Here is a 14,520-nt window from a genome sequence, read left to right on the forward strand (position 1 = left end):
TCATGACGTATTCGCGCCGCCATGCCTTGCGCAACATCGCCGCCGTCGGAGCGGGGGCTCTCTTCTGCCCGCGCATCGCCTTTGCAGCCGTGCCGGGAGACCGGCGTTTCGTCTTCGTGATCCAGCGCGGCGCGGCGGATGGGCTGAACATCGTCGTGCCCCATGGCGATCCCGGCTATGCGGCGGCGCGGGGCGCTCTGGCCATAGACCCGGCAAATATGATCAAGCTCGATGGCATGTTCGGGCTTCATTCGGCGCTGAAGGAAACCGGCAGGATGTACGCCGACGGGCAGGCGCTGGCGCTCCACGCCGTCGCCTCGTCCTATCGCGAGCGGTCGCATTTCGATGGGCAGAATGTGCTGGAGACGGGCGGCAATCGGCCCTACGCGATCAAGGACGGGTGGATGAACCGCCTTGTCAGCCTCATGCCGGGCACCCATGCCGAGCCGATCGCGTTCGCGCCGATTGTGCCGCTCGCCTTGCGCGGCGCGGCGCCGGTTACCTCCTATGCCTCGTCGAGCCTCCCGCGCGCGACCGACGACCTGATGGCGCGGGTGGAGGGCCTTTATGCGAGCGATGCTGCGCTCCACGCCCTGTGGTCCGCCGCGATGGCGACGCGCGCGCAGGCGGGCGAGGATGCCGGTGGGCAGGACCCGGCCGCGCTGGGGCGCCTTGTCGCGGGGTTCCTCGCCCGGCCCGATGGCCCGCGCGTGGCGATGATCGAAACCGGCGGCTGGGATACACACAGCGGCCAGGGCGGGCGAATGGCGACGCAACTCAAGCGGCTGGATGCGATGCTCGCCGCCCTTCGCGATGGCATGGGAACTGTTTGGAGCAAAACCATCGTGTTGGTGGCCACCGAGTTCGGGCGCACTGTGGCGGCTAATGGAACCGGCGGTACGGACCATGGCACGGCCTCCGCCACGCTGCTGGTTGGCGGTGCGGTGCAGGGCAGGAAAGTGCTGGCGGACTGGCCGGGGCTGTCACCCGGCGCGCTGCACGAAGGACGGGACTTGCGCCCGACTATGTCGCTGGAAGTCGTTATCGGCAATGTGCTCGCGCAAAGCTACGGCATCGATCCAGGCAAGCTCTTTTCGGCCACTAAGCCGATAGAGCACATCGGTGGTCTGTTGAGGAGCTGAGCCGAAACGCCGGAGTAGCAAAAATTATAAGTGTCTGACTCAGAAGATAATCAAGCAAAGCAATACCTTGCAGTTCGCCGGGTAAGCATGCGGATCGAGGCGATGGTCGCCCATGCGATCGAGGACGCGACGGTTGTCTCCCAATCCTTGGCGAGCCGGCGGCATCTGCCGAGCCATGCGAAAGTCCGTTCGACGACCCATCGGCGGGGGAGGACGTGGAAGCCCTTGGCCTTGTCGGACCGTTTGATGATATTGATCGTCCACGCTCCCGATCCGGCGAGTGCATTCCTGAGTTTGTCACCGGCATAGCCCCCATCGGCAAAAACATGCCGCAGCCACGGGAAGCGTTTCGCACGGCCTTGAGGACATCGACGGCACCGTCGCGGTCTTGGATGTCGGCGGTGTGGACGAGGATGAAGATGAGAAAGCCGCAGGTGTCGGTCAGGATATGCCGCTTGCGGCCCTTGATCTTCTTGCCCGCGTCATACCCGCAAGGGCCGCCGCTTTCGGTGGTTTTCACTGACTGGCTGTCGATCACACCGGCGCTCGGCGAGGCTTCGCGCCCTTCGATCTCGCGTAGGTTCATCACGAGCACCGTGTTCATGGCCTCGAGCAAACCGGTGTTGCGCCAAGCGTAGAAATAGCGCTGCACCGTCGATACCGGCGGAAAGCACTTGGGCAGAAGCCGCCAGGCGCAGCCACTTGCCGCGATATAGAGCAAGGCATTCACAACCTCGCGCATGTCCGTCGTCCGACGACGGCCTCCACGCTTGGCCGGTGGGATAAACGGCGCCGCCAATGACCATTCACGGTCCGTCATATCACTGGAATAGCGCAATCCTTTCCGGCTATGCTCCTGCCGGGCAATACCAGTCCATGTCATTGATCGCTCCATCTCTCGCAGGACGGACTGAATCACAACATACTGGTATTGCTCAACAACTTTCGGGGCGGGCTCTAAGGATTGAAGACGGATCTCAGCTGGCGACGCCATAGACGTCGAGCTTGCTGCCATCGGGATCGCGGGTGTAGGCGGCCAGGGCGCCGGGTGCCCATGGCCGGGGGCCAACCGCCCCCTCGTCGGGCGCGCCAAGTGTCAGCGCGGTTTCGTGAAATACGCGGACGGCAGCCTTGTTCGGCGCCGCGAAGCTGATCGTCACCCCGTTTCCGACGGTTGCGGGCTGTCCGTTGCGGGGCCGGGTGACCATGAAGCACGGTTCGCCATCCCCCCACATCGATGCGTTGTCCTCAAGATCGAGGAGGCGGGTCCAGCCAAGCGTGGCCAGCACCGCGTCGTAGAACCGGCGCGACCGTTCGATGTCGTTGGTGCCGACGGTGATATGCGTGAAGCCGCTCATGCCGCCTCCGCGATCAGCGCTTCGGCTAGTACGGCTGACAAGTTACGCGGCTTGCGCCCGGTCAGGCGTTCGACGTCGCCCGACAGATAGTCGTAATTGTGCGAAGCGGCCTCGCGCTTGCCTTCGACGATGGCGTCGACAAAAGTTGCGGGGATCCCCGCCTGGTTCAGCCCGTCGCGCAGGGCCGCCTCCTCCATGACGATAAAACCGATCTCCCGCCCCAAAACGGCGCTGACGTGCGCGGCCTTCTCCCGGCCCGTCAGCCGTTCCGGCCCGCTGATCTGATAGATGGCGCCGTCATGCCCCTCACCCGTCAACACAGCCGCGGCGGCGGCGGCAAGATCGTCGCGCGAGACATAGGCAACACTTTCCTCACCAAGGCCGGTCAGCACGCCATGCGCGGTAGACAGTTGCGCTTCCTGCGCCATCGCTTCGGCGTGGAAACTGGGGCGCAGGATCGTCCAGTTCGGCGCGTTGGCGATGAGGTGCTGCTCGCCGATCCAGTAGTCATTGGCCATCGACGGGGTCATCACCTTGCGCGTGCCCTGCGCAGAAACCATTACGATCCGGCCAACGCCAGCGGCGACCGCCGCATCGATGGCGCGGATGAACTGAGGGCCGCGAATGTCGGGGCGAAGGTCCGCGCTCGGGATGATGAGCAGGCTGTCCAGACCGGCATAGGCCCCGGCCAGGCTCGCCGGGTCGTCATAATCTCCGAAGCACGTGGTGACAGCTGCGGTGGAGATAGCATCAGGAGTACGCGAAATCGCGAAGACCTCGTGGCCATCCCGCGCGATCAGGTTGGCGATTGTGGAACGCCCGAGCTTACCGTTCGCACCGCTGACACCGATTTTCATGGCTGCTTCCTTCACAAATATAATGTTCGTCCCGGAAGTAGGACGCGGCACAATTCGCACAAGAATGCACTTTTCTGTGCGCCACGATCACGGATGTTCGTGCCAACGCCATAGGCACATTTGAACGTGACGCACTTTTTGTTCATGCCGGGAGATGCTATCGGGGTCGTCTTCCTTTGGAGATACCATGAGGTGTCCATGCCCATTCCGAACGCCACGCCGTCCTCGCCTCGCCTCCATCTTGTCGCTGATGATGAGGATCATTCCGGCTGCCGGGCGCTGCTGCAGGTGCTCGATCGCATCGGCGACAAGTGGACGGTGATGGTGGTCGGGACGCTGGCCAGGGGCCCGATGCGCTTCAACGCGATCCAGCGCGCTATCAATGGTATTTCGCACCGCATGCTCACGCTGACGCTGCGCGGCCTCGAACGCGATGGCATGGTCGAGCGCCGAGCCTTTGCGACGATCCCGCCTAAAGTCGAATATGAACTGACTCCGCTCGGCCGATCGCTGATCGCCCCACTCGATACACTGATGGGCTGGGCGCAGGAGAACCGCCCGACGATCGAGCAGGCGCAGACCGGGTATGACGGACGGCCGCAGGGCGACTGACCGAGGTTTCACGAACATCCGTGATCGTGGCGCACAAACTTGTGCATTCTTGCGGCGGATCGGATGCCCCATATCTCTGCAACCTGCCCGGCGACGCTCGCATTGAGCGCGCGCAACAGGATTTGCAACATGACCGACCAGCCCATCATCGAGACATTCGAGAGCGTCGAATGGAAGGATTTCCCGAACGCACCTGGTGTGCAGTATGTCGATGTCGAAGGCTCGATTTCCTCACCCGGTCCGTTTCTCGCGCGGGTGCGCTTTCCTGGCGGGACCGACACGCCGCCGCATCGGCATGAAGCGCCCTTCATCGACCGCAATACCGTGATTTCAGGTACGCTGTTTGTCGGGATCGGCGAGACGTTCGACAAGTCTAAAGGCATTGCGGTGCCCCCGGGCGGGGTCGTCGCCATTCCACCTGGTGTCGCACATTTTGCATGGTCGGACGAAGAGACAGTCGTACATGTTCATGGCGAAGGGCCGTGGTTGCCGACTGCCTGACTGCGCCCTTTTATGGCGCCAGGTGACTGCCGCATACAATCTGCAGCGTATCCTTCGACGGAGGCAGGCCGAAGAAGCGCGAATATTCTCGGCTGAACTGCGTGGCGCTTTCATAGCCGACACCGAAGGCGACCGAGGTGGCATTGCCTTCGCCTGCTATGAGCAAGGAGCGTGCGTGCAGCAGCCGGATGCGCTTCTGGTACTGGAGCGGGCTGAGGGCTGTTACCGCCTTGAAGTGCCGGTGAAACGCGGACACGCTGAGCGCAGCCATCTGTGCCAGCGCCTCGACCCGCAGCGGAAGGGTAAAATTCTCGCGGATCCACTGGATTGCGATGCCGACCCGCGACAGGGCGGTGCCCGGCGCGGCGATGTCGCGCAGCATCCAACCGTGCGGGCCTTGCAGCACGCGGTAGAGGATCTCGCGCTCATAAGCCGGGGCGAGTGCGGCAACGTCGGCGGGGCGCTCCATCAGGCGCAGCATGCGGACCCAGGCGTCGAGCAGTTCGTCGGTGACGGGCGCGATCGAGAAGCCCGGGCTGTAGAGATCTCCTCCGGCAGGTTTGGGGATGTCGGCGAGCAGATTGGCGACGATCGTCGGCTCCAGCGTAAGGCTGACCGCAAGATAGGGCTCCCCGGTCTCCGCGGGATGCACCGAGCCGACGGCGGGGAGGTCGACCGACATTACGAAATAGGTCGCCGGGTTGTAGCGCAAGGTGCGCTCGCCGACCGTCATCGTCTTTGATCCCGTCAGGATCAGGTTGATCATGGGATCATAGACCGCCGCGAGCTGATGCTCGGGAATTTCGCCCTGGACCATCGCTACGCGCGGAATGCCGGTATCGGTACGCCTGTTCTCCGCATGGGCGGCAAGACGGCGCAGCTCTTCGAGGTTCGCGTTCATGCGGATGCTCATCCCATGAGAACCCGGTGCAGCCAAGCCAAAAGCAGGAATAGGCATGGATTGAAGAGGATCCGATGAGCGGCGGCCGCGCCGCTGACGTAGCTCAAGGGTCGACAGCAACCCGAGGAGTTCCAAATGAAGATCGTCATCATCACTGGCGGCAGCCGAGGTATCGGAGCGAGCGCTGCCCGGCTTTGCGCACAGCGCGGCATGGGCGTCATTCTGACCTACAACAGCAATCCCGCCCTGGCCGAAACCGTCGTTGACGGGATCGAGGCGGACGGCGGCAAGGCCGTCGCGCTGAAACTAGACGTCGCCGACACGTCTGCATTCCCCGCATTCCGCAACTCCGTCAGCGCCGCGCTCAAAGCGCACTGGGATCGCGAGACCTTCGACGGCCTCGTCAACAACGCAGGCTATGGCCTCTACAATCCGATCGCGACCGTGACGGAAGCGGAGTTTGACGGACTGTTCGCCGTGCATCTGAAGGGGCCGTTCTTCCTGACGCAGACGCTGCTGTCGATCATGGCCAACGGGGCCCACATCGTGAATGTCGCCAGCGCCACTGCCCGCGTCGCCACCGCCGGTGTCGCACCTTATGCCAGCTTCAAGGGAGGCCTCCAGGTCCTTACCCGCTATATGGCCAAGGAGTTCGGGGACCGCGGCATTCGCGCCAATTCGATCGCCCCCGGCGCGATCCGCACCGACCTTGGTGGTGGCCTGAACGACGAATTCGAGGCTATGCTTGCCGGACAGACCGCCCTTGGCCGGGTCGGCGAGCCGGACGATGTCGGCGCCGCCATCGCAGGACTCCTTTCGGAGGATAGCCGCTGGGTGAATGCCCAGTCGATCGAGGTCGCTGGCGGATACATAATCTGAAACGGGAGAACGACGGATGCTCGATCATGTCTTTATTTCGGTCAGCGATCTCGATCGCTCGATCGCCTTCTATACCGCTGCGCTGACGCCGCTCGGGATCACCCAGCGGGTCGATTACGACGGGAAGGATGGCCCTCCCGGTCATCCTGACCTCAAGGGCTTCGGCAAGAACAACCGAATTTTTTTCTGGCTTAGGCCCGGCGTGGTCGAGGGAGGAGCTGCCCATGTCGGCTTTGTCGCCTCGTCGCAGGACGAGGTGGATGCGGCCTATGCCGCCGCGATCGTCGTCGGTGCGACCGACAACGGACCGCCCGGCGCGCGGCTCCACTACGACCCCCGCTACTATGCCGCGAGCGTGTTCGATCCCGACGGATACAGCCTGGAATTCACCTACAAGAGTTGGCAGCACTGATATGACGAAACTGATGATTTATGGCGCCGCCGGATATACCGGCCGCATGGCATCCACCAACGCCAAGGCGCATGGCTTGGATTTCGTGATCGCCGGCAGGGCGAAGGATGAAGACCGGCTCGCTCCCATCGCCAGGGAACTGGGTGTGGAATACCGATTGTTCGCCGCTGACGATCGGACCGCGACCGAGGCGGCGCTGGCCGATGTCGGCGTGCTCCTCAATTGTGCCGGTCCTTTCATGCATACAGCCGAACCGCTGATGCGTGCGTGCATTGCCACCGGCACCCACTACCTTGACATCGCGGCCGAGATGGACAGCTACCACCTGGCCGAAGCGCTGGACGAGGAGGCGAAGGCTGCAGGGGTAATGCTCCTTCCCGGCAGCGGCGGTAGCGTCGCCATGCTCGGATCGCTCGCAGGGCATGCAGCAAAGCGTGTGACGGCGCCGACAAAGCTGAGCATCGCCATGCAAATTGCCGGCGGCTTTTCGCGCGGTTCGGCGGTCAGTGCCAGCGAAAATGTTACGACCGAGACGCTCCACCGCGTCGATGGCACGCTGATCAGCCGCAGCCCCGAAGAGGTCCGCCCCTTCGACTTCGGCAAAGGCCCCGCCACATCCTTCCCGGTGACGCTGCCCGACCTCATCACCATCTGGCGCGCCACGCAAATCCCCAATATCGAGACCTTCGTGCATGTGTCGGAAGGGGCTTTCCCGGAGGGTGATCTCGCCGCGATGCCCGATGGCCCTACGCTCGAACAGCGCGAGGCCAACCGCTACTACGCCGCCGTCGAAGTGACGGGAGAGGACGGCACGGTCGTCCGCTCGGTGCTTGATACGGTGAACGGCTATACCTTTACGACGATTGCTGCAGCCGAAGCCGCACGGCGGGTCGTTGGCGGCGAACAGCGCCCTGGCTTCCAGACCCCGGCAATGCTGTTCGGTGACGGCTTTGCCGAAACGATCGCCGACACCGTGATCGAAGATCTGTGACAAAACAGGATAGCCCGGTCCTGAACGGCAGGCATCGTTGCAGCTGGGCGGGCTCGAACCCGCTCATGAGGCACTATCACGACACGGAATGGGGCGTGCCAGAGCATGATCCTCGGATGCTGTGGGAGACGCTGATGCTCGAAGGCTTCCAGGCCGGGCTTTCCTGGGAGATTATCCTGCGCAAGCGCGAAACCTTCCGTGCGGCCTTCGCCGGGTTCGACCCGGCCAGGGTTGCCCGGTTTGAAGAACAAGATATCGAACGCCTGATGGGCGACCCCGGCATCGTGCGTGCCCGCGCCAAGATCGAGGCCACGATCAGCGGCGCGCAGATCTTCAACGCCATGCAGGACAGCGGCGAGGACTTCGCCGCGTATTGCTGGTCGTTCACGGATGGTCAGCCGATCACGGGCAATGTCCACGACACACAGACACCGCTATCGGCTGCCATTTCGAAGGATATGAAGAAGCGCGGGTTCAAATTCGTTGGCCCGACCATCGTCTATGCGTGGATGCAGGCGGTTGGCATCACCAACGACCATGTGTCGGACTGCTACCGCTGCCGTGAAACCGCGCCGCACAGGCGCTGATGCGCGCCCTGGTCGCCCGGATCAGAGCCAGGTCTCCTCGACCCTGATCCGGGTGACGACGCTCTTGCGGATTTTCCATGATCCGCCGACTTTCACATAGTCGTCATGATAATGCCCCCAGCCTCTGAAGATGTAGTGCGGGGCGATGAGGAGATCGTGCAGCGCCCAGATACCGGTCGCCGTCGTATCGCTGGTGATCGTGATCTCCGGCAAGGATAGCTGGTGGATCGGCTGAATGTCGGCGACCATCGTCATGGCATTGGCGACGAATGCATCGGCACCATGCACTTCGTAGGCGTTCGGATGATCCGCCGACGAGCGCGGTGCGCCGGTCACGAGGCAATGGTAATCATCGGCCAGGCACGCTCGGAAAGCGGGCCAGTCCTTTGTATCGCCGAAACGGGCGTAGCGGGCTTTCAGCGCCTGGATGGCCAGAATGTCGGCAACATCACGCGGATCGCGTGCCTTGGGCGTCATGTTTGGTGCTCCTGATTATAGCGTGGCGAGGCACTGGCGCCATCGAAGGTGGGCGCGCTTGAGCGTCCGTTCCCACCTCCGGCGGCTTTTTCGACGGACCGAAGTCACGCCTCAGATATTGGCGAGCACGCTCGGATCACCTGTGCGCCAGACGTTATCGATGATCTGATGGGTGATGACCCACACCGGACCCTGCCGCTCCAGGCGCGTGTCGTAGCGGTTCTTCATGAGATAGTGACGGGCGGGATCGGCCGAAGGGACATGCTGGGCTTCGACAAGCGCATCCATCTGCGCCGTGTCGCCATCTACGGTGACGCGCGGGTTGCTGACCGAGTGTGTGGTATCGATGCCCGCCAGCGAAGTGGACAGAGCCTGCGTGACGGTATCGCGCCCTTCGATGACCGGATAATCGAAGCCCGCCTTTGCGCCCGCAGGCCGGAAATCGAGGATGGTGTCCTCGGCAAAGGATGAGGCGAGGAGCGCCTGGTCGCGCAAGTCAATGCCGGCGCAATAGCGGTAAAGCGCTTCGACTACGGCCAGCTTGTCGGCCGCTTCGCCCGCGGCGGTGTTTTCAATGTCAGACATGATGTTTCCTGAAAAAAGGGATGAGGCCTTCCACGAAGGCACACCCTTTAATAAGTTCATCGATACCGCCGCTGTAGGCCACCCACCCGCATAGCATCCATGCCGCAGGGGAATGCGGCGCTCTACTTAATCAATTCGAAGACCTGGCTCAGCAGCGAAGGCGGCTGCGAGGAAATCCACTAATACGCGCACTCGCTGGGGCATCTCGCGCCCGCTGGAGCAGACGGCGTGGATCGGAACTGGGGCTGGCGTGAAGGCATCAAGAATGCGCACAACACGTCTCTCCTGAAGGTCGGGCCGGAAAAGGGCGCTCGGACCATGGGTAATCCCAAGTCCTGCCAGCACCGCCGCTCGCAGATCCTCGCCATCATTCGACCTGACGGCGCCATTCGGCACCATGGACCAGGGGCCGTTTTCGCCCCCGAACCGCCACGGCAGCACCTCGCCGTCGGTCTGGCCGCTCACGAGCTTGTGATGGACCAGATCCTGAGGATCGGTCGGGGTGCCATGAGTGACGAGATATTCTGGCGCCGCCACGGTCATCGTTTGTATACTCCCGATCCGCCGCGCGACGAGGCTGGATGACTCAAGGCTACCAACCCGAAGCGCCACATCGACACCTTCCTTCACGAGATCCGCCAACCGCTGGGCGACGGAGAACTCAACGCTGATCTCGGGGAACTGGGCGATGAATGCTGGCAGCCTTGGAATGATGTACATGCGGCCGAGGACTGGCGGCGTGGCGATACGAACAAGCCCGACCGGGCCTTTGCTCGCGCTCCGAATGCGAGCCTCCGTCTCCTCCATGTCAGCCAGCAGGCGTATCGTTGAATTGTAAAGGTCCAGGCCCGCTGCCGTGGCGCGCAGTCCACGCGACGTCCGGTCCAACAAACGCGCCCCGAGATGGGCCTCCAGCGCGGCGATCTGCTTACTGACGGCAGGCTGGCCAATGCCGACCTCTTTCGATGCACGCGTGAAGCTGCCCAGTTCGACGACCCGGGCGAAAAGCTGCAATGACGAAAATCGGTCCATAACCATTCTTAGCAGGAATGAGTGGAAATGCCGATTATGTGTCTCTACCCGGCAAGATAGTCGTTCGATCTATATCTCAGGGCGCGTGCGCTATGGCTGCTTTGGCCCCATTTTTCGCTGTTCATCATTGCTGGCCATCGCGACCGATTTGTCCCAAAGCCGGGCCTTCCGGTGTCGACCCTTCCCGGTCACTCAGCGCCACAATTTCGCTCCCCAGGTGCGGACCGGCAGCTGTTCCAGCAGCTCGCGACCAACTCAGCCGTTCCGATGTGGTGGCGGAAACGTCCGCTCACGCCGGAACCCGCCGTTCACAACGCCGATAGCTGCCGACCAGCAACGCGCCAAATGTCGCCTTTGATTGCGCGATATGCTGATCCCGAGACCGGCCGTCGGTTCACGGCCGGCGCGGCGGCGGCGATGCTCTTACGTCGGAGATTAGGGGCGCGGCCCAGGCGGAAGGGCAGCGCGCGATCCGTTTTGCGTTGCGTCACAGCCTGTGCTCTGCGAGCCATCGCTTCGGCAGGATTTCGAGGATGGTCATCATGCTCACCGTTTACGGCGAAGGCCGCGGATTTCGCGTCGTCTGGTTGCTCGAGGAATTGGGCTTGGCGTATCGCTTACATCCAGTCGACCTGATGGCCGCCGAACCAGATCCTGACTTTCTTACGGTCAGCCCGGCAGGGTTCATCCCGGCGTTGCAAGATGGCGCAACGATCATGGTCTAGTCGATCGCTATCCTCCAGTATCTGCTCGCCAAACACGGTCCGACGTCGCTCGCCGTCACGCCCGAGGAGCCACCTTCGCCGCCTATCTTCAGTTCCTCCCTATGGGTGAGGCCGGACTCGCCGGACCGATGAACGCGGTCCTTGTCGGCCGTAACTTCGCACCCGAAGCCGAGCGTGATGGCTATGTCACCCGTTGGGCAGCGAAAACCTTCGAGAGCAGGCTCGGCTGTGTGGTCCGCCGTCTCGCCGATCATGCCTACCTTGCCGGCGACCGGTTCACCGCTGCCGACATCTCGGTGAGCTACGCGCTGTTGCTCGGGCTGCGTAGCGGCAATTATATGCCCGGTAGCACCGAGCGCGCCTATCTCGGAAGGATGAGGACGCGCCCCGCCTATTTGCGCGCGATGGAAACGTGTCAGGCGAACTAAGGCCTGGGCGGCGCGATCACCACAATTATAGGTCGACACTAAATAACGATCCGGGCGGGGGCTGCCTCAGATCGCACCGATCGTGTCGGCGGTGACCATCCGCCGCCGCGCACCGTCCTGCGAGGGTGGCGCTCCGAAAAAGCGCGCATATTCGCGGCTGAAATGCGAAGCGCTTTCATAGCCCACCGCATAAGCGGCTCTGGCCGCATCGGAGCTGCTCGCCAGCAGGCGGCGAGCAGCCTGCTGGCGCAGCGTCTTCTGATATTGCAACTGGCTCATCGCGGTCGCGGCCTTGAAATGGCGGTGGAAGGACGGGACGCTCATCCCCGCAATCTCCGCCAAGGTTCCGATCGGCAGCGCCTGATCGTAATGGCGGCGGATCCAGTCGATCGCGCGGCGCACCTGCGACAGCCGGCTGTCCGCCCGCCCGACCTGGCGCAGCATCGCGCCATGCCCGCGCTGCAGCAACCGGTAGAGCACCTCGCGCTCGCGCGCAGGTGCCAGATAGGGAATGTCGTCCGGTGCGTCGAGCAGCGCGAGCAGATGGTCCCAGGCGTCGAGCAATTCCGGCGTGACCGCGGCAACACCGAACCCCGCCAAGGGCGGCGACGGTGGCGCGGGAGGCAATTCGGCGAGGAGTGACGAGAGCGCATCGCCGTCAAGCGAGAGCGTGGCGACGACATAGGGCCGCTCGCTCGAGGCTTCCATCACGCATCCGGTCGCGGGCAGCTCGACCGACGCTACGAAGCAGCTTGCTGCGTCGTAGCGCAGCAGTTGGTCCCCGATCATCACCTGCTTGGCACCCTGCAGCACCATGCAGACCATCGGTTCATAGACCGTTCTTACCGGAGTGCCGCGCGCACCGGAAACGCCGAGCGCGACGCGCGGTGTTGGCGTCTCGAGCCCCATGCCCTCGGTATGGCTTCGCACGCGGCGGCACAGGCGATCGAGTGTCTCTTGCATCGGGCAAAGATCGGGCCTGCGTAGGAGCATAGCAAGCCTGCCGATAGGATTGGGCAAGCCATCGATATGATCGGGCACCGCGCGCCGATGCCGCGTCGCTATGTCGCTGCGTAAGGGCGTTGTTGCCAGGGCGATGTGCAAAGATGCAACTATGAGCAGCAAATTCGGCGCGACCTCGACGACGGACGAGGTGCTTTCAGGGATCGACCTGACCGGTAAACGTATCCTCGTGACTGGCGCTTCCGCCGGGCTGGGTGTGGAGACATGCCGCGCGCTGGTCGCGCGCGGCGGCGCGGTCGTCGGTGCGGCGCGCGATCTCGGCAAGGCCGAAAAGGCGACCGCCGGCGTGCGCGCTGCGGTCACCACCGGCAGTTTCGAACTCGTCGAACTGGATCTGGCCTCGCTGGCGAGCGTTCGCGCCTGCGCCGACCGGCTCGTCGCCGAAGGCAAGCCGCTCGATATCGTGATCGCCAATGCCGGCGTGATGGCGCCGCCCTTCGGTCACACCGCCGATGGCTTCGAACTGCAGTTCGGCACCAACCATCTCGGACATTTCGTTCTCGTCAACCGCATCGCCGGACTGATCCGCGACGGCGGCCGGCTGGTTACCGTTTCCTCCGCCGGACACCGCTTCGCCGACGTCGATCTCGACGACCCGAATTTCGAGCACACCGAATATGATCGCTGGGTCGCTTATGGCCGTTCAAAGACCGCCAACATCCTGTTCGCCGTTGCGTTCGACCGTCTGCACAAGGTGCGCGGCGTTCGTGCCGCGGCAGTCCACCCCGGCGGAATCCGCACCGAGTTCCATCGCCACATGAGCGAGACCGACGAGGCGGTAATGATCGCTGCGATCAATGCCGCGAACGCCGCGGCGGGCCTGCCGCCCTTCCAGTACAAGTCGATCGCGCAGGGGGCGGCGACCTCGGTCTCGGCAGCGGCGGTGCCGGATGGCGATGCCGTCGGCGGTCGCTACTGCGAGGGTTGCCATGGCGCCGAGGCGCAGGAAGGCGAAGGCCTTCGCGGCGGCGTGCGCCCTTATGCGCTCGACGCGGAGCGTGCGGAGGCGCTGTGGGCCAAGAGCGAGGCATTGGTCGCGGAGACCTTCTGACCTCGATCCTCGTCGGTCACCCGCGAATCGCCGCCCAGTCCAGGACGGCGGTGATGAGCGCCTGGGCGACCGGCTGGTGACCGCCCGGCCCGAGCACGACGAACTCAATCTCGGGGAGCGTCGGCAGCCCTGGATCGGGACCGAGCAGCGCGAGTCCGGCCGGCATCAGCCGCGCCGAATGCGGCATCACGCCGAGCCCGGCGCGGGCGGCGGCGGTCAGCCCGGTCAGGCTCGCGCTGGTGAAGGCGACGCGCCAGCGCCAGTCGACCGCCTCGAGCGTCTCGATCGCCTTTGCGCGCGTCACGCTCGGCGCCGGATAGAGCAGGAGCGGTAACGGTTCGTCGGGATCGATCCGCAAGTCCGCATGCCCGACCCACCGGATCGCTTCGCGCCACACGCGCGTGCCGCGGCGGTCGCCGGTGCGCCTTTTGACGAAGATGACGTCGAGCCGCCCGGCGTCGAACGCATCGTAGAGATCTTCGCTCAACCCGGCGCGCAACTCGAGATCCACTTCCGGGTGCCGGCGCGCGAAGCTGGCCAGCACGTCGGGTAGCGCCGACAGCACGAAGTCTTCCGACGCGCCAAGCCGGAGGCGGCCGCGCAACGGCGTGTCCGTAAGGCTCCGCTCGAGCCGGAGATGCGCGTCGATCACCGTGCGGGCGTGCTCCAGCAAGCGCTCGCCATGGAGGGTGAGCGACAAGCGGTGCGTATCGCGATCAAGCAGCCGCCGCCGCGTCGCCGTCTCCAGCCTCGCGATCTTCTGGCTGACGGTGGACTGGCGCACGCCCAGCGCGCGCGCCGCGCCCGTGAAGCTGCCCGCGTCCACGACGGCGACGAAAGCTTCGAGCAGGTCAACGGGAATCAGGTCCATGGTCATCACGATATATGATGAGCGTTATCGTTTCTATCGGGATTGCGGACGATCGCTAGCGGCGTACATCGGCCGGACCTTATCGAGG

Annotated in this window: 19 protein-coding genes; 10 read left to right on the forward strand and 9 right to left on the reverse strand. The window is 63.9% G+C overall.

Annotated features, from left to right (window positions below):
• Positions 1 to 2 precede the first annotated feature (2 nt).
• Positions 3 to 1,142 (forward strand): DUF1501 domain-containing protein, encoded by a 1,140-nt coding sequence (locus tag V474_RS03345; RefSeq protein WP_059150102.1) that lies wholly within the window; start codon positions 3 to 5, stop codon positions 1,140 to 1,142.
• 50 nt (positions 1,143 to 1,192) lie between these two features.
• Here the strand turns inward: V474_RS03345 and V474_RS24775 are convergent.
• The 3 genes from V474_RS24775 to V474_RS03355 form a co-directional block, all read right to left on the reverse strand.
• A protein-coding gene (locus V474_RS24775; RefSeq protein WP_236710762.1) for an IS5 family transposase occupies positions 1,193 to 2,025 on the reverse strand; the annotation gives its coding sequence in 2 pieces (ribosomal slippage) (positions 1,193 to 1,491 and positions 1,491 to 2,025; 834 coding nt in all).
• Between the two features lie 94 nt (positions 2,026 to 2,119).
• Positions 2,120 to 2,500, reverse strand: coding sequence for a VOC family protein (locus V474_RS03350; RefSeq protein ID WP_059150103.1), 381 nt, complete (start codon positions 2,498 to 2,500; stop codon positions 2,120 to 2,122).
• Complete coding sequence (locus V474_RS03355; protein WP_059150104.1) at positions 2,497 to 3,357, reverse strand: NAD(P)H-binding protein; 861 nt, start codon at positions 3,355 to 3,357, stop codon at positions 2,497 to 2,499. The genes V474_RS03350 and V474_RS03355 overlap by 4 nt, the downstream gene beginning before the upstream one ends.
• 198 nt (positions 3,358 to 3,555) lie before the next feature.
• Between V474_RS03355 and V474_RS03360 the strand changes: the two genes are divergently transcribed.
• Both V474_RS03360 and V474_RS03365 read left to right on the forward strand, forming a co-directional pair.
• Complete coding sequence (locus V474_RS03360; protein WP_082699578.1) at positions 3,556 to 3,969, forward strand: winged helix-turn-helix transcriptional regulator; 414 nt, start codon at positions 3,556 to 3,558, stop codon at positions 3,967 to 3,969.
• Positions 3,970 to 4,098: 129 nt separating this feature from the next.
• A complete protein-coding gene (locus V474_RS03365) occupies positions 4,099 to 4,470 on the forward strand; it encodes a cupin domain-containing protein (protein WP_059150105.1) in 372 nt (123 codons plus the stop codon).
• A 10-nt stretch (positions 4,471 to 4,480) separates the two neighbouring features.
• On the opposite strand, the gene V474_RS03370 is transcribed toward V474_RS03365, so the two are convergent.
• Positions 4,481 to 5,371 carry an AraC family transcriptional regulator gene (locus V474_RS03370; protein ID WP_059150106.1) on the reverse strand — a complete coding sequence of 297 codons (891 nt, stop codon included), beginning with the start codon at positions 5,369 to 5,371 and terminating at the stop codon, positions 4,481 to 4,483.
• 135 nt (positions 5,372 to 5,506) lie between these two features.
• Here V474_RS03370 and V474_RS03375 point away from each other — a divergent pair, with 135 nt between their 5' ends.
• The 4 genes from V474_RS03375 to V474_RS03390 are packed head-to-tail and all read left to right on the forward strand — an operon-like array spanning position 5,507 to position 8,240.
• Positions 5,507 to 6,250, forward strand: a complete 744-nt coding sequence (locus tag V474_RS03375) for an SDR family NAD(P)-dependent oxidoreductase (protein WP_059150107.1) — start codon at positions 5,507 to 5,509, stop codon at positions 6,248 to 6,250.
• Between the two features lie 16 nt (positions 6,251 to 6,266).
• Positions 6,267 to 6,662 (forward strand): VOC family protein, encoded by a 396-nt coding sequence (locus tag V474_RS03380; protein ID WP_059150108.1) that lies wholly within the window; start codon positions 6,267 to 6,269, stop codon positions 6,660 to 6,662.
• A gap of 1 nt (position 6,663) precedes the next feature.
• Entirely contained in the window at positions 6,664 to 7,653 is a 990-nt protein-coding gene (locus V474_RS03385; RefSeq protein ID WP_059150109.1) for a saccharopine dehydrogenase family protein, read from the forward strand.
• 20 nt (positions 7,654 to 7,673) lie between these two features.
• Positions 7,674 to 8,240: a DNA-3-methyladenine glycosylase I gene (locus V474_RS03390; protein ID WP_082699631.1), complete on the forward strand. Its 567-nt coding sequence runs from the start codon at positions 7,674 to 7,676 to the stop codon at positions 8,238 to 8,240.
• 21 nt (positions 8,241 to 8,261) lie between these two features.
• Here V474_RS03390 and V474_RS03395 read toward each other — a convergent pair whose 3' ends face one another.
• From V474_RS03395 to V474_RS03405, 3 genes are all read right to left on the reverse strand, one after another.
• Positions 8,262 to 8,717, reverse strand: a complete 456-nt coding sequence (locus tag V474_RS03395) for a nuclear transport factor 2 family protein (RefSeq protein ID WP_059150111.1) — start codon at positions 8,715 to 8,717, stop codon at positions 8,262 to 8,264.
• Between the two features lie 111 nt (positions 8,718 to 8,828).
• The gene (locus tag V474_RS03400; RefSeq protein WP_059150112.1) at positions 8,829 to 9,302 is read right to left on the reverse strand and encodes a nuclear transport factor 2 family protein; all 474 of its coding nucleotides are present in this window, start codon (positions 9,300 to 9,302) and stop codon (positions 8,829 to 8,831) included.
• A 126-nt stretch (positions 9,303 to 9,428) separates the two neighbouring features.
• Positions 9,429 to 10,334: a LysR family transcriptional regulator gene (locus V474_RS03405; RefSeq protein WP_059150757.1), complete on the reverse strand. Its 906-nt coding sequence runs from the start codon at positions 10,332 to 10,334 to the stop codon at positions 9,429 to 9,431.
• A 533-nt stretch (positions 10,335 to 10,867) separates the two neighbouring features.
• Here V474_RS03405 and V474_RS26370 point away from each other — a divergent pair.
• Together V474_RS26370 and V474_RS26375 are read left to right on the forward strand one after the other, a co-directional pair.
• Positions 10,868 to 11,059: a glutathione S-transferase N-terminal domain-containing protein gene (locus V474_RS26370; protein WP_201785987.1), complete on the forward strand. Its 192-nt coding sequence runs from the start codon at positions 10,868 to 10,870 to the stop codon at positions 11,057 to 11,059.
• A 128-nt stretch (positions 11,060 to 11,187) separates the two neighbouring features.
• Entirely contained in the window at positions 11,188 to 11,487 is a 300-nt protein-coding gene (locus tag V474_RS26375; protein ID WP_236710592.1) for a glutathione S-transferase family protein, read from the forward strand.
• A gap of 66 nt (positions 11,488 to 11,553) precedes the next feature.
• Here the strand turns inward: V474_RS26375 and V474_RS03415 are convergent, their stop codons facing one another.
• The gene (locus V474_RS03415) at positions 11,554 to 12,396 is read right to left on the reverse strand and encodes an AraC family transcriptional regulator (protein WP_236710593.1); all 843 of its coding nucleotides are present in this window, start codon (positions 12,394 to 12,396) and stop codon (positions 11,554 to 11,556) included.
• 205 nt (positions 12,397 to 12,601) lie between these two features.
• Between V474_RS03415 and V474_RS03420 the strand changes: the two genes are divergently transcribed.
• A complete protein-coding gene (locus V474_RS03420; RefSeq protein ID WP_059150114.1) occupies positions 12,602 to 13,561 on the forward strand; it encodes an SDR family NAD(P)-dependent oxidoreductase in 960 nt (319 codons plus the stop codon).
• A 16-nt stretch (positions 13,562 to 13,577) separates the two neighbouring features.
• On the opposite strand, the gene V474_RS03425 is transcribed toward V474_RS03420, so the two are convergent.
• Positions 13,578 to 14,432 (reverse strand): LysR family transcriptional regulator, encoded by an 855-nt coding sequence (locus V474_RS03425; RefSeq protein ID WP_236710596.1) that lies wholly within the window; start codon positions 14,430 to 14,432, stop codon positions 13,578 to 13,580.
• Between the last annotated feature and the right edge of the window lie 88 nt (positions 14,433 to 14,520).

The sequence above is a fragment of the Novosphingobium barchaimii LL02 genome, assembly GCF_001046635.1.
GTDB classification, from domain to species: Bacteria; Pseudomonadota; Alphaproteobacteria; order Sphingomonadales; family Sphingomonadaceae; genus Novosphingobium; species Novosphingobium barchaimii.

Excerpts from the sequence above, each read along its gene's own strand:
- V474_RS03345 (WP_059150102.1), top strand. The coding sequence starts at position 3 with ATGACGTATTCGCGCCGCCATGCCTTGCGCAACATCGCCGCCGTCGGA.
- V474_RS03350 (WP_059150103.1), bottom strand. The coding sequence starts at position 2,500 with ATGAGCGGCTTCACGCATATCACCGTCGGCACCAACGACATCGAACGG.
- V474_RS03355 (WP_059150104.1), bottom strand. The coding sequence starts at position 3,357 with ATGAAAATCGGTGTCAGCGGTGCGAACGGTAAGCTCGGGCGTTCCACA.
- V474_RS03360 (WP_082699578.1), top strand. The coding sequence starts at position 3,556 with ATGCCCATTCCGAACGCCACGCCGTCCTCGCCTCGCCTCCATCTTGTC.
- V474_RS03365 (WP_059150105.1), top strand. The coding sequence starts at position 4,099 with ATGACCGACCAGCCCATCATCGAGACATTCGAGAGCGTCGAATGGAAG.
- V474_RS03370 (WP_059150106.1), bottom strand. The coding sequence starts at position 5,371 with ATGAACGCGAACCTCGAAGAGCTGCGCCGTCTTGCCGCCCATGCGGAG.
- V474_RS03375 (WP_059150107.1), top strand. The coding sequence starts at position 5,507 with ATGAAGATCGTCATCATCACTGGCGGCAGCCGAGGTATCGGAGCGAGC.
- V474_RS03380 (WP_059150108.1), top strand. The coding sequence starts at position 6,267 with ATGCTCGATCATGTCTTTATTTCGGTCAGCGATCTCGATCGCTCGATC.
- V474_RS03385 (WP_059150109.1), top strand. The coding sequence starts at position 6,664 with ATGACGAAACTGATGATTTATGGCGCCGCCGGATATACCGGCCGCATG.
- V474_RS03395 (WP_059150111.1), bottom strand. The coding sequence starts at position 8,717 with ATGACGCCCAAGGCACGCGATCCGCGTGATGTTGCCGACATTCTGGCC.
- V474_RS03400 (WP_059150112.1), bottom strand. The coding sequence starts at position 9,302 with ATGTCTGACATTGAAAACACCGCCGCGGGCGAAGCGGCCGACAAGCTG.
- V474_RS03405 (WP_059150757.1), bottom strand. The coding sequence starts at position 10,334 with ATGGACCGATTTTCGTCATTGCAGCTTTTCGCCCGGGTCGTCGAACTG.
- V474_RS26370 (WP_201785987.1), top strand. The coding sequence starts at position 10,868 with ATGGTCATCATGCTCACCGTTTACGGCGAAGGCCGCGGATTTCGCGTC.
- V474_RS26375 (WP_236710592.1), top strand. The coding sequence starts at position 11,188 with ATGAACGCGGTCCTTGTCGGCCGTAACTTCGCACCCGAAGCCGAGCGT.
- V474_RS03415 (WP_236710593.1), bottom strand. The coding sequence starts at position 12,396 with ATGGGGCTCGAGACGCCAACACCGCGCGTCGCGCTCGGCGTTTCCGGT.
- V474_RS03420 (WP_059150114.1), top strand. The coding sequence starts at position 12,602 with ATGAGCAGCAAATTCGGCGCGACCTCGACGACGGACGAGGTGCTTTCA.
- V474_RS03425 (WP_236710596.1), bottom strand. The coding sequence starts at position 14,432 with ATGGACCTGATTCCCGTTGACCTGCTCGAAGCTTTCGTCGCCGTCGTG.